The sequence below is a fragment of the Aminipila terrae genome, from assembly GCF_010120715.1.
Classification (GTDB): domain Bacteria; phylum Bacillota; class Clostridia; order Peptostreptococcales; family Anaerovoracaceae; genus Aminipila; species Aminipila terrae.
Map to the genome: position 1 here is coordinate 861,158 of NZ_CP047591.1, position 12,152 is coordinate 873,309.

A 12,152-nucleotide genomic window follows, 5' to 3' on the forward strand; every position below is an offset into this window, starting at 1 on the left:
AAAATTTAATATACTTAATGCCTTGCAACAATTAAAGTAAAATGTATTTAATTCCAGCGTATCTATGAAATAACAGCTTTCCCATAAAAGAAATCTTTCAGTTCATTTAGCTGCTCCCAGTCCAATATATTCCATTTTAGTATCATTATACACCAAACATATGTTTAATCAAACAATTTCGAGCAGGTATTTTTACTATTTTTAACAAAATGATATTTGGCATATAACCAGTTTTTATTTTAAAAACCTGGTTCTATCTCATTAAATCAAAGTTTTTGTTCTATATTTCTTATTCCCATTTAAAAAAACGAATAGAAATACTTATGCAAACTATTGCAAAAACAATCATAATGATAATGGAATAGACTACTTCAGCAGCTGGTATTCCTAGAGATGCGGCTTTCAGCATTTTTATCCCCTGAGTGAGAGGAAGGAAATCAGCTGCTCTCTTTAGAGCAGCAGGCATCACCTCATATGGTAAAGTTGCTCCTGAAAAAATCAGCATAGGAAAGTATAAAACACTTGCAATCACACTGGCACTTTTCAAATCTCTGGCAACCCCTCCTACCATCATACCTATACTGAATATAGACAGCATAACCAGCAAATATGCTCCCATAAACTGCAGCCATGAGCCAGCAAAATGAAACTCGAAAAACACCTTTGCAGAAATATAAACCAAAATCAGAGAAGCGATTGAATAAAACGCATAAATGGCAACCTGCACAGATAAAATCATCACTGGACTTATAGGAGTAACTTTAAAACGTTTCAGGATTTTCCTGTTTCGATAATCCGATATAACCAATGGAAGCCCCATGACTCCCCCTGCACATATGGCAATTGTGGCCACAGCTCCAAAGGACTGCTGTAAAAAGGTATACGCTGCTCCATTGAAAGCAGGCTTATTACCATATATTATACCAAGAATAACCACCACAACCACCGGCATACACAAGGCAAATATAACCATATCCATACCTCGGAAAGACAACTTAAGTTCCGTTCTGAACAAAGTACTAAACGTTTTCATTTACAGATTCCTCCTCTCCTGTATACCAAAGATACGCCTCTTCTAATTTTTCATAAGGACTGGCGGCAATAGCTTCTTTTACTGTGCCACAGAATATGAAACTACCATCTTTTAAGATACCTATTCTGTCACATAAGTTTTCTACTTCGTCCATGAAATGTGAAGTTAAAAGAATGGTTAAGCCTTTGACTTTTAATTGAGATAAGCTGTTCCATACCATCCGTCTTGCTTTTGTGTCAAGACCAGTTGTCAATTCATCTAAAAATACCACATCTGGATCTGGAATAAGTGCCAGTACAATGAATAATCTTTGTTTTTGTCCCCCAGACAGCTCACTGACCATACTTTCTGCTTTATCATCCAGGTCAAATTGTTTTAATAGCCTTTCATAATCAGCAGTTTTTTTATAAAGACAATAAGTTTCCTGGCAAAGCTCCCTAACCGTTATTTTATCCTGATAGTTGGCTTCCTGGAACTGCACGCCTACCTTTTCAAAGAGTGTTTTCCTGTCAGCATGGGGATTCATTCCTAAAATAGATACCGTTCCTTTTTCTGCTTTTCTGGTACCCAGTAAGCATTCAATAGCAGTGCTTTTCCCCGCACCATTTGCACCCAGTAAGCCAAATACCTCCCCATGATATACTGTAAACCCCAGATTCTGAATCACAGGTTTATCACCATAAGATTTTGTTAGATTATCTACCTCTATAATTTTTTTCATTTTACCCTCCTGTTTTCTCTTTAAAAAAAGAATACCACCGGAGCATAGTCTGGTGGTTAAATGGAGAGTTTACTTATATTGTTTTTTTAATTTTCTCAACCGGATCATTACATCACATGCATAAATTTCCGCATCCTGCAGTGAAGTCAGCAATCTGTCACATACGGAAATAATATCGTCATCCTTCCTGGGTGTATTAATTACTTCTCTGATGTCAACATCTGGATCACTTGAAATAGCCGACAGCATTCTTAAAATTGCTGCATGGGAATAGTTGGCACACCGCAGAGAACGGATAATTTTAAGACGCTTAATATCATCATGGTTATAAATCCTGTAACCATTCTGCCTTCGTTTCACTTTAATCAGACCATTTAATTCCCAATTTCTTAAAGTATCTATTGTGACCTGTAAATATTCAGCGGCCTGTTTTCTGGTAAAATATACCTGAGTATCTTCTTTCTCCGGTGAACCAGATAAAATCTGTTCTGCAATCTTAATTGCTTCTTCTGCATTTTGTTTTTCCTTTAGAATCTGAGCCAGATAACTCTCTGTAGTATATAAGGCTTTATCAAAGTTTTTTTCGGCTGAAGCCTTAATAATGTCAACAGCTTTTTTTCTCAATCCATTTTGCAGTACCTCAACCTTTAAAGCAGCCCTTGCCAATTGAAACTGCTCAATATGTAAATCTGTAAATATACGATACCCGTTATCTTCCCGTTCCGGCTTAGTTATTAACTGACATTTTTCGTAAAGCCGTACAGTATTGGGATGAATACCAATTATCTTTGCTACTTCTGCTGTTTTATAGTTTTTATTCATTCTAACTCCGCCCTCCTGAATTTTATCATACCATAAAATTAAAGTCTGGTGATATACTGGATAGTTTTAATCTGATAGAAATTGTCAGACTTTTTTACCAGATTTTGTGCACTGCTCAAAAAATAACCAGCATGGTATACTTGCATTAACAAAAAAAGGAGGAATCACCATGAAAAAACGTATTTTGCAAACAGTTATACTTATTTTATCGCTTATTCTTCTAACCGTATTCGGCAGCTCATTAGACAGTTTTACCTATGCGGCAAAGCCTGATCGAACAGCACCATCTGCACCTGCCAATTTAAAGGCGATTTCTGTTTCGGACACGTCTGTAACCCTTTCCTGGAGTGCATCCACAGACAATGTGGGGGTAACAGCTTATGATATATATCGTAACAATATATATCTTGCTTCCACATCCATGACGTCATATACCGCAAATGGCTTAAATCCTTCGTCTAACTATCAGTTTTATGTAAAAGCAAAAGATGCAAAAGGAAATATATCAAACTCCAGTAACATTATTTCATTATCAACAACATCAAATGCAACACCACCTTCTCAGCCCTTATCAAAAAAATAATTGGATACTATGCAGCATGGGCAGCTTATTCCGGTTATTATCCAAATCAAATTGATTCGGGTAAGCTTACACACATTAATTATGCCTTTGCAAATATCAGTTCTGACTTAAAAATCACCTTGGGATATCCAGATATTGACCAAAACAATATCAAGCTTTTGAATTCTTTAAAACAGACAAACCCTAACTTGAAAACATTAATTTCCGTTGGAGGATGGAGCTGGTCCGGAAAATTCTCTGATGCTGCCCTGACTGATGCTTCCAGAACTGCATTTGCAGACAGCTGTGTAGCCTTTATCACTCAATATGGTTTTGATGGTGTAGATCTAGACTGGGAATATCCTGTCAGTGGTGGCCTCACTACTAATTCAAATCGTCCTGAGGACAAACAAAACTTTACACTGCTACTTCAGAAAATCAGAGAAAAACTAGATACACGGGGTACTCTGGATAATAAGCATTATCTACTTACCATTGCTGGTGGTGCTGGCAGCAATTATGTGAATAACGTAGAGCTCTACAAGTTAGCTCAGTATTTAGATTACGCCAATATTATGACCTATGATTTACATGGAACCTGGGATACCTATACAGACCTTCACGCTCCCCTCTATGTGAGTAGTGATTCTTCCCCACAGTATAAGTCAAGCGTGGATTCTTGCGTAAATGAATGGTTAAACGCTTCTTTTCCAGCAGACAAGCTGGTACTTGGCATCCCATTTTACGGATATATCTATTCTTCCGTGAATAATCAGAATAGCGGACTGTATCAGACCTACAGCGGCGCAAATTCTATCAGTTATAAGTCAATTGTAAATAATTACCTGAACAAGCCAGGATATATCAAATACTTTCATTCTCAGTCACTGGTTCCATGGCTATTTAACGGTTCCACTTTCATCAGCTATGAAGACCCTCAATCCATTACATATAAAACAACTTATATTAACACAAAAAAATTGGGTGGCGCCATGATTTGGGAACTTAGCCAGGACCCAAATGGAGTACTTCTTAATACACTATATAATGGAATAAAATAAATATTGAGAGGAGATTTATCCATGGCACATTCACGCTCTGTAAATCCTGACCCAGGTTACACCATGACTTTAACCGGTCAAGGTCTGATTACAGCACCCCCTGATTTGGCTGTTATTCGTTTAGGAGTTCAGACAACAGGAACCAATGTATCCCAGATACAGTCAGAAAATGCGCAGATTATCCAGAATATTGTTCAGGCACTCAGCCAGTTTGAATCTGCAGAAATGAAAACCATAGAATATTCAATTGATAGACTATATGAATACCAGAATGGTAACCCTATCGATAAAGGTTATCAGGTAAAGCATATACTGGAAATCAAAACCGGTAATATTGATGAAGCAGGAAAAATTATTGATACGGCAGTAGAAATGGGGGCTAATATAGTTGACTCTATATTCTTTGTATTGGCCGACTCTGAACTATTTTACCAGCAGGCATTAAACCTGGCAGTGGATAACGCTATCCAAAAATCCAGGTCAGTTTCTGCAAATATACATATAAAGCTAAACCCTGTACCTATACGTATTATAGAGAACAGCATTTCTCCGGCTGCGATTCCTTTACTTCCCCGTCAAATAGTTTCTACTCCGGTTATCTCCGGTGAATTAACTATTCAGGCATTTATTACAGCGGATTTTGTCTATTCAGAATAACTAATGAAAAAGTGCACTGTCAAAGAGTAGTCTTTCCTCCAGATTTGACAGTGCACTTCATTTATCTATTCTAATTATTTATAATGGTCTATAATTTTTTGCAGCATTCCGTTCTTCTGCATTTCTCTTATTTTGTCATTAAATACCCTGCAGGCCACATCGAGATTTTTAACTGTACCAAACCCTAAATAGGTCTTTTCCGGATTTTTTAAAACAAAGGTATACGGCTCTTTACGAATTAATTGTTCCATATTTAGCTTTTTAATCTGATAATCACCAGGTTCCATTTCCAGAATAACAATATCCAGAATACCCTTCTGTAACTTTTTAAATAAAATCTCCTCTTTATTTCCTTCCTCAAGCTGGACATTTAACTGATAAAGTTCTGGAAAATATGTATATCCGGATATAACCCCAATTCTTTTGCCCTCCAAATCCGAAAGCCCATTTACATGAATCATCTGGCTCTGACAGGTATAAAAACCATATGGACTTTGCAATCGGTAACTGTCACTGAACTTTAAATATTTTTCCCTGCTCCTATCATAGGAGATTGCCGGGAGAATATGAGACAACCCATTCTTTACCATTTTAATGGATGTATCCCACGGAACCATCTTAAATTCAACCTTAAAAGGTGCTCCTTCAAAAGCTTTGTTTATTATATCGTAATCCATGCCTGCAATTTCTTTTGAATCTTCATCATAAATAAAATAAGGCTCATAGGGGGACGTGGCAATGACAATCGTTGAATCATTTCTGGAAATTTCTTTGTTCATAAGCTGAAAGTTAAGCTGCTCCAGTTGCTCTATCCGTTTTTTTATGCTATTGGTGGAAATGGCTTCCTCTTTTATGGCCTGGGATAGTTCTTCTATTTTATCAGATGAGCAATCAACTGAATCCGTCACCTTTTCAATTACTTCCTTTGCTGAATAGATGGAGGCTTCCAAGTCTTTGGAATTATCAGCAATCCATTTGCTCATTTCACTGGAGTCCCTTGATACATGCTCAATCAATGCAAAATCCTCAATGGTATTTTCAATTTCGGCACTTTGGAATCCAATATTCTGCACCACCTGATGCACATCATTTTTGGATTTATCTACAGATTTTATAATTTCTGCAATAATCCCACTAATAACTTTATTTACTTCACTTGTTTCATTGGCCAGGTTTCTTACTTCCTCTGCAATAACTGAAAACCCACGTCCGTGCACTCCTGCCCGAGCAGCTTCAACGGACGCATTTAAAGCAAGTAAATTAGTCTGTGCGGAAATATGCTCAATCCGTTCTACAAGAGCCTTGGCTTTTTTAGTTTTACCTTCTAATTCCATAAAGGACTTTTTAGCAGAATTTAAACTTTCTCCGTTCTCACTAAGACTTTTCGTAATTTCTTCAAATTTCTTTCTCTTACTGACTACATTCTCATAGGTGCTATTGGAAATTTCAGAGGCCTGCGAGGCTTTTTTTCTACTTTCCTGCACAGTCGTATAAATTACATCAATAACATCATTCATTGAAATCATACTGGAAGCCTGTCTTTTAGATTCTGCGGTAAGCCCCTGGATCCTGATTAATATTTCTTTCATTTCAACATCTAGTTCGTCTACAGAAAAAGAAAATCCACTTATTAGTTCTAAATATTTATCGGCCAACTCTTTATTGCTATTTTTTAGAGCATTATCATTATGATCCAGTTCTGATTTCTTAAAAAAACTCATTCCTTCACGCCTCCTTATTTAGATACTTGAGTTAATCATATTATTCCGCACAGCATATGTCAATAAACACCTCCATTATATTAAAAAAGTATTTTATATACCAAAAAAATCCAGAAAAAAGTCCCTCCATATTTTTTATAATCATACATATATTTTCAGTGGTATAGCCAGTAACATACAAAAACTTTAAACATAAAATACTATATGGTTTTATTTTATATGATCAATATTAGAAAGGATAAGAATTATGTTGCCTAAATCAGCCAATGAAGATTGTTTTGATAAAAAAGCAGTACAGACTGCAGAGACCCTGGAGGTGGAAGATGATTGCAATACGTCAGTCTGCGGAAGATGCTCCAGTGCGGATGGCTGTAATACCAGTTCAAGTGGCGAATGCTCCCACGCTGAAGGGTGTGGTTCCAAGGCTTTAGGTGACTGCTCTCATGCGGAAGGATCAAATACCCGTGCTCTTGAAAACAACTCCCACGCTGAAGGATGCAGTACAAGAGCCATTGGTAACTGTTCTCATGCAGAAGGCAGTAATACCATAGCTTACTCAGATTCCTCTCATACGGAAGGTCTTAATACAAAAACCCGGGGCAATTATGCTCATGGTGAAGGAAACGGAAATGAAGCCAATGGTGAAAGTTCACACGCACAGGGTGTAGGTACTAAAGCCGAAGGTTATGCCTCTTCCAGCGAAGGTGGATATACCACCGTAAGAGGAAGTTATGCCCACGCAGAGGGATATAGTACCACAGTTAACGGCTACTATTCTCATGCAGAGGGGGTTTATACTACTGCTACGGGAAATTATTCCCATGCGGAAGGCTATTCATGTCTGACGGAAGGATACGGATCCCACGCTGAGGGATATTATACTTCTGCAAGGGCACCGTTTTCCCATTCCGAAGGTTACTACACGGATACCAAATTAAATACCGGCTCACATATCATGGGCATTTACGGAGAAGCGGATACTCCATATTCCTGGTTCTTAGGGGGTGGAACTTCCAACTTGAAAGCACTAGCAGCAAAAATCCTGTATACAGGGGATGGCTATATAAGGAATGCCTGGCATGCGGGAGGCTCAGGATACGCTGAAGTATATCCTGGTCTTGGAGGCCAGACCATCGAGCCAGGATATTTCGTCACACTGGAAGGGGAATTTATCAGAAAGGCAAAAGACTCGGATAAATTCGTCTTGGGCGTTACCAGCGTTAACCCTGCCTTTGTGGCAAGCAGCAGTGAGTTAAACCTGGGTAGTAATTTTTTGACAAATGCCTGGAACCAGACCTTATATGAAGACAATTTGGTTCCTGAAAAGACAGACACAGAAGGTAATGTCACCGAACCTGCCCATGTAATCAAACAGCCTATGCAAAAGTTGCAGTCTTCTGTGATTGCTCAAGCTGCAGCTTCCTGTCAGGACAGCATCAGCAGCTTAGTTACACTCTTAGGTCAGGTTCTTGTTTTAGATGATGGAACATGTGAACCTAATGGCTACTGCTGGCCAAACAAGGATGGCATTGCAACAACATCTTCTTTTGGTTACAGAGTAATGAAAAGAATAAGTGATAATCAGGTTTTAATTTTCTTCAGAGGTTAATTATAAGTTCTTATGATATCTAAGGTAAACAAAAAGCTGTCTATGACAGCTTTTTGTTTATATTTTATTCCCCTTTTTCTAAATATTTATTTTGTTCCCCTACTTATTCGTTTCATAAACAAATTCGGTTATTTGTCCGTTTTTATCTTTACTATATAGTACTGCAATTTTCCCATGATTGTCTTCCTGCATCCAAAAATTTTTAGAATAACCAGTCTGGTCTTTTTTAAATAGAGCGTCTTCAGTAATATATCCATCTCCAGATCCATTTTTTGTTTCATAGGAGTAATAAATTCTTCCATCCTTATCTGGAGTAACCTTTTTCTCTGAAATAAAGGCCCACTGACTTATTATCTGATTAATATCAACTTTGTTCTTTTCTTTTTTATCACTCATATCAGAATTATTCTTTGAATCCGCACTTTGAGCTGATTCCAGTTTTTTCAGGTATTTATCTGCAGCTTTTTTATCAGCTTTATCTGCTTTTAATGGCAAATCAAATAAGAGACTCATCCCTTTATATTTAGCATTTACAGAAATATCCCCTGTTTTCCCATTAAAATTATAAGCATCTTTATCATAGAAGGTGGTATTACTCACACATAAATATAGATTTCTGTCTGCAAACAGCTCAATATTGTCACATTCTATCATACGATACATAATACCATTTTCGACTATATCAAAATATCCTCCATTCATGGTAACAATGTTATAATCTTTTGGATTTAAACCCTGAATAAGGGGAGATATAAAAAATTTTTCCTTTCCATACTCCTCTTCAGAAGTTTTAGGCATTAAAGTTCCGTCTGTCTTTGAGATAGCCACCACAGCATAGGTTTTGTCTGGACTCACCTGACTGCTTTGGGAACTATCCGTGCCAAAATCACTTAAATCTCCCCCGGAGACTGAACCCAACAAAGTAACTGTATAGTCTCCGTATGTTTTAGATTTATCCATTAGTACAGCATCTTCACTTGAAAAAGCTTTTGCAAGCTGTTTATCCCCATATTCAATCGCAACGTCTTTCGGTGTCAGAAATTTCCACGCTGCAAATGCGCTTACAGAACAACATAATATCAAGCAGCAGACTACTGCTGCAGTAGATAACCTTCTTACTTTTTTTATATTCATATTACCCTCTCTTGATTTTTGTATAATTTTTCTGTTAAGTTCATAACCTGGTTCAAAATCTGTGGGAAGGGCATTCCTTAATATTAGGTCTAATTCTTTATCTTTCATATCCATTAACCTCCAGATATCTTTTAACCTCTTTTCTGGCCTTATGCAGCCGACTTTTAACAGTCCCTTCGGGCCTGTGCAATATTCGTCCGATTTCTTTTACTGACATACCGGCGGCATAATACAGATACATTGGCACTCGATATTCTTCTCTCAGCCTGCTAACCGCTCTTCGTACCATTTCCTGCTCTTCCTTTTTCAGCAGCTCATGCTCAGGGCTGTGTATATCATCAGAAGGCCTTTCATCGTAATCCATATGGTCATCACGACTTTCTATCATTGCAATTCTACTTCTCCAGGCAAATTTCCGTTTCCTGTTTTTCCACAACTTTATTGCAATAGACATCAGATAACTCTTTGGGTTATCTTCTTTATGGATTCTTCCGCATACTTCTACTGCTTTTAAAAATGTGTCCTGATAAAGCTCATCTGCTTCCTCCTGATTCTGGGTCAGCTGTCTGCAAAAATTATATATATCCCTGCCATTTAAGTTAACCAGTTTATCTACTTCTATAATTTCCAAATTAAATTCCTCCACATGTGGTTTTGCCCTTCACCTATATATGGTAATAACTTTCCGGCTGGTTCCCGCAAATTGCAATATTTTTTGTTTTCCTTAATTAATAAACAAATAAAAGGCATTGAGCTTTTTCTCAATACCTTTTATTTATCTATATGAGTACCCATATCTCCATGCGTGTGGTGTCAGCGCTATGACTTGCATAACGCTCTGCCGCAAAAGGCTTTGAAATAAGATTGTGATTAGGGAGCCAGGTTTGAAACAAGTATCTGTGTGCCTTATATATTGCATCCATCACCAGATGTTCAAAATCCTCTGCTTCAAAAGAACAGACAATATACTGCCCTTCTGGCAGTTCCCATATGGAATAACCACCCTTTGCTTCCTTTGAATCAGCCAGGGCTCCTGCAAAATAACGATAATAGCCTTCCCTGGTCCCCGGATAGGTGACCCCAAGTTCATCACCGTCTTTTACTAACCCTCAATGGTTGATTTTTCTTTATGGAAATTATCCCATAGGGTTCCCAACGTATCAATGCCTGTTTCCCCACCGCCTGGCATCTGTTTTATTGGTTCTTCAACGTCAAGACCAATGAAATACTGGCACCGTGACATCTTCTTCCGTGTAATTTCAAGAACAATTCCATCTGAAATCAAAGGCACCTCTTCATCCACCAGGGTGTAATTAAATAATAACTGTGGCTTTATAAAGTGATTGAGACGAACCGGATTAACCCGGTACTCCTCAGGAGTCATTCCAAAAGCTTCTTTAAAAGCCCTGGTAAGTGTCTCATGATAAGAGAACCCACAGTCCAGAGCAATGTCCAGAATGCGTTTATCGCTATCTTTTAAAGCAGCTGAGGCTTCTGCCAGACGCCTTAGTTTTATATATTCATTAACTGGCCGCTTTACCAGCCGACTGAAGAGTCTCTGAAAATAAAACTGAGACAGTGAAGCAAGTTTTGCAAGATCTTCAATTCTGATTTCCTCCGAAAGATGTTCTTCAATATAATCTATGGTTTTCTGTATTTCTTCCCATGCGTGCATATCTAAGCACCTCCTTGGATATAAAATATCACTCTTGCAATATTTCTGCTTGACTGTCAATGCCTTTTTATAAAATTATTTAATTTATTGCTTTAACGGGACGTGCTTCTATATAACCTCTATATCCCATAGGAGCAAGCTGAAATCTTGGTGCAGCATCCGAATCCCACTGATATCCATAAATAGAAGGATCAAACTTTTCAATGTGACTTTGAACTTCTCCTATTGCCTCCATGAAGTCTTCATCATCATAGGGCTCTCCCTGAAATATCATTAAGTTGCATGGTGGCAATTCAATCAAATCATACCCTTCAGGAATATCATTAGTATAACCGGTTGGGACTTCTACGCCTTGCACATATTTTGAGGTTCCATCTTTTATTAGATGTTCTGGAAGCCACATGCCAATGGGTTCATACATTGCCTCTTTTACACTTGAAAGCACCGACCAGATATCGCAGCCCACTTCTTCGCAATAGGCGAAATATTCTGCTGCCTTTATCCCCTTTTAAGCAGAACTTTTCGTTCTGGTCGCTCAATTACCTGCACAAAAATAGTTTTAGCATTATTCTTTTCACTCATGTCTTTCCCTCCTTTATGAAGTGCCTGGTAGGTATCAAAAACTTTCTGAGGCATAAATAATTTTATTGGCGGGGTTCTGTGACTGTATTTACTTGGAGCCATTCCAAACTCTTTTGAAAAAGCTCTGGTAAATCCCTCGTGGGAATCAAAGACAAAATCCATTGCTACATCAATAATTTTTTCATTACTGTCACGGAGTATTAATGCCGCTTTGGTAAGTCTTATGGCCCGAATGTAGTCAAAGGGTGTTTTCCCTGTGATCTCTTTAAATAATCTTGCTGCATGCCAGGGTGAATATCCTGCTGCAACCGCTAACTCTTTTAAGGTCATTTTCCTTAAGATATTTCTGTCAATATACTCCTGCATACGCTGTACCGCCATAATATTTTCAGTCTCAACCATTTTCTCACCTCCTGTTACATAAAGTCTATATCATATAGGATTTAATTTCTTGACTCCTGTTGCTAATAAAATTTCCATGTCTTAGAGGAATTTCATGCGAACACATCTGTACACATATTAACATGAAATTTGTCTTATGTGAACCAACAGTAAAGCTTCCCATATTTGAGTTA

General features: G+C 37.8%; 13 protein-coding genes and 1 pseudogene. 4 read left to right on the forward strand and 10 right to left on the reverse strand.

Going from position 1 to position 12,152, the window contains the following annotated elements; all coding sequences use genetic code 11:
* Positions 1 to 289: 289 nt before the first annotated feature.
* The 3 genes from Ami3637_RS04035 to Ami3637_RS04045 form a co-directional block, all read right to left on the reverse strand.
* Entirely contained in the window at positions 290 to 1,033 is a 744-nt protein-coding gene (locus tag Ami3637_RS04035; protein WP_162361432.1) for an ABC transporter permease, read from the reverse strand.
* A complete protein-coding gene (locus tag Ami3637_RS04040; RefSeq protein ID WP_162361433.1) occupies positions 1,020 to 1,754 on the reverse strand; it encodes an ABC transporter ATP-binding protein in 735 nt (244 codons plus the stop codon). Before Ami3637_RS04040 ends, Ami3637_RS04035 begins: the two co-directional genes overlap by 14 nt.
* Before the next feature lie 69 nt (positions 1,755 to 1,823).
* Entirely contained in the window at positions 1,824 to 2,576 is a 753-nt protein-coding gene (locus Ami3637_RS04045) for a MerR family transcriptional regulator (RefSeq protein WP_162361434.1), read from the reverse strand.
* A gap of 169 nt (positions 2,577 to 2,745) precedes the next feature.
* Here Ami3637_RS04045 and Ami3637_RS04050 point away from each other — a divergent pair, with 169 nt between their 5' ends.
* Genes Ami3637_RS04050 through Ami3637_RS04060 form a run of 3 tightly spaced genes read left to right on the forward strand, consistent with a single transcriptional unit; the run spans position 2,746 to position 4,856 of the window.
* Positions 2,746 to 3,159, forward strand: a complete 414-nt coding sequence (locus Ami3637_RS04050) for a fibronectin type III domain-containing protein (protein WP_162361435.1) — start codon at positions 2,746 to 2,748, stop codon at positions 3,157 to 3,159.
* A gap of 50 nt (positions 3,160 to 3,209) precedes the next feature.
* The gene (locus Ami3637_RS04055; protein ID WP_243158154.1) at positions 3,210 to 4,199 is read left to right on the forward strand and encodes a glycoside hydrolase family 18 protein; all 990 of its coding nucleotides are present in this window, start codon (positions 3,210 to 3,212) and stop codon (positions 4,197 to 4,199) included.
* 21 nt (positions 4,200 to 4,220) lie between these two features.
* Positions 4,221 to 4,856, forward strand: coding sequence for an SIMPL domain-containing protein (locus Ami3637_RS04060; protein WP_162361436.1), 636 nt, complete (start codon positions 4,221 to 4,223; stop codon positions 4,854 to 4,856).
* Positions 4,857 to 4,930: 74 nt separating this feature from the next.
* On the opposite strand, the gene Ami3637_RS04065 is transcribed toward Ami3637_RS04060, so the two are convergent.
* Positions 4,931 to 6,577, reverse strand: coding sequence for a methyl-accepting chemotaxis protein (locus Ami3637_RS04065; protein ID WP_162361437.1), 1,647 nt, complete (start codon positions 6,575 to 6,577; stop codon positions 4,931 to 4,933).
* A gap of 247 nt (positions 6,578 to 6,824) precedes the next feature.
* Here Ami3637_RS04065 and Ami3637_RS17275 point away from each other — a divergent pair, with 247 nt between their 5' ends.
* On the forward strand, positions 6,825 to 8,186 hold the full coding sequence (locus tag Ami3637_RS17275) for a peptidase G2 autoproteolytic cleavage domain-containing protein (protein WP_162361438.1): 1,362 nt from the start codon (positions 6,825 to 6,827) through the stop codon (positions 8,184 to 8,186).
* A gap of 99 nt (positions 8,187 to 8,285) precedes the next feature.
* Here the strand turns inward: Ami3637_RS17275 and Ami3637_RS04075 are convergent, their stop codons facing one another.
* The 6 genes and pseudogenes from Ami3637_RS04075 to Ami3637_RS18290 form a co-directional block, all read right to left on the reverse strand.
* Positions 8,286 to 9,428 carry a hypothetical protein gene (locus tag Ami3637_RS04075; protein ID WP_162361439.1) on the reverse strand — a complete coding sequence of 381 codons (1,143 nt, stop codon included), beginning with the start codon at positions 9,426 to 9,428 and terminating at the stop codon, positions 8,286 to 8,288.
* A complete protein-coding gene (locus Ami3637_RS04080) occupies positions 9,418 to 9,951 on the reverse strand; it encodes an RNA polymerase sigma factor (protein ID WP_162361440.1) in 534 nt (177 codons plus the stop codon). Before Ami3637_RS04080 ends, Ami3637_RS04075 begins: the two co-directional genes overlap by 11 nt.
* Before the next feature lie 148 nt (positions 9,952 to 10,099).
* Positions 10,100 to 10,396: pseudogene (locus tag Ami3637_RS18275) on the reverse strand (GyrI-like domain-containing protein); the annotation flags it as partial.
* 26 nt (positions 10,397 to 10,422) lie between these two features.
* Positions 10,423 to 10,995 (reverse strand): helix-turn-helix transcriptional regulator, encoded by a 573-nt coding sequence (locus tag Ami3637_RS18280; RefSeq protein ID WP_330586812.1) that lies wholly within the window; start codon positions 10,993 to 10,995, stop codon positions 10,423 to 10,425.
* Between the two features lie 79 nt (positions 10,996 to 11,074).
* On the reverse strand, positions 11,075 to 11,461 hold the full coding sequence (locus tag Ami3637_RS18285; RefSeq protein ID WP_330586813.1) for a hypothetical protein: 387 nt from the start codon (positions 11,459 to 11,461) through the stop codon (positions 11,075 to 11,077).
* 32 nt (positions 11,462 to 11,493) lie between these two features.
* Positions 11,494 to 11,979 carry an AraC family transcriptional regulator gene (locus Ami3637_RS18290; RefSeq protein WP_330586814.1) on the reverse strand — a complete coding sequence of 162 codons (486 nt, stop codon included), beginning with the start codon at positions 11,977 to 11,979 and terminating at the stop codon, positions 11,494 to 11,496.
* Positions 11,980 to 12,152 lie beyond the last annotated feature (173 nt).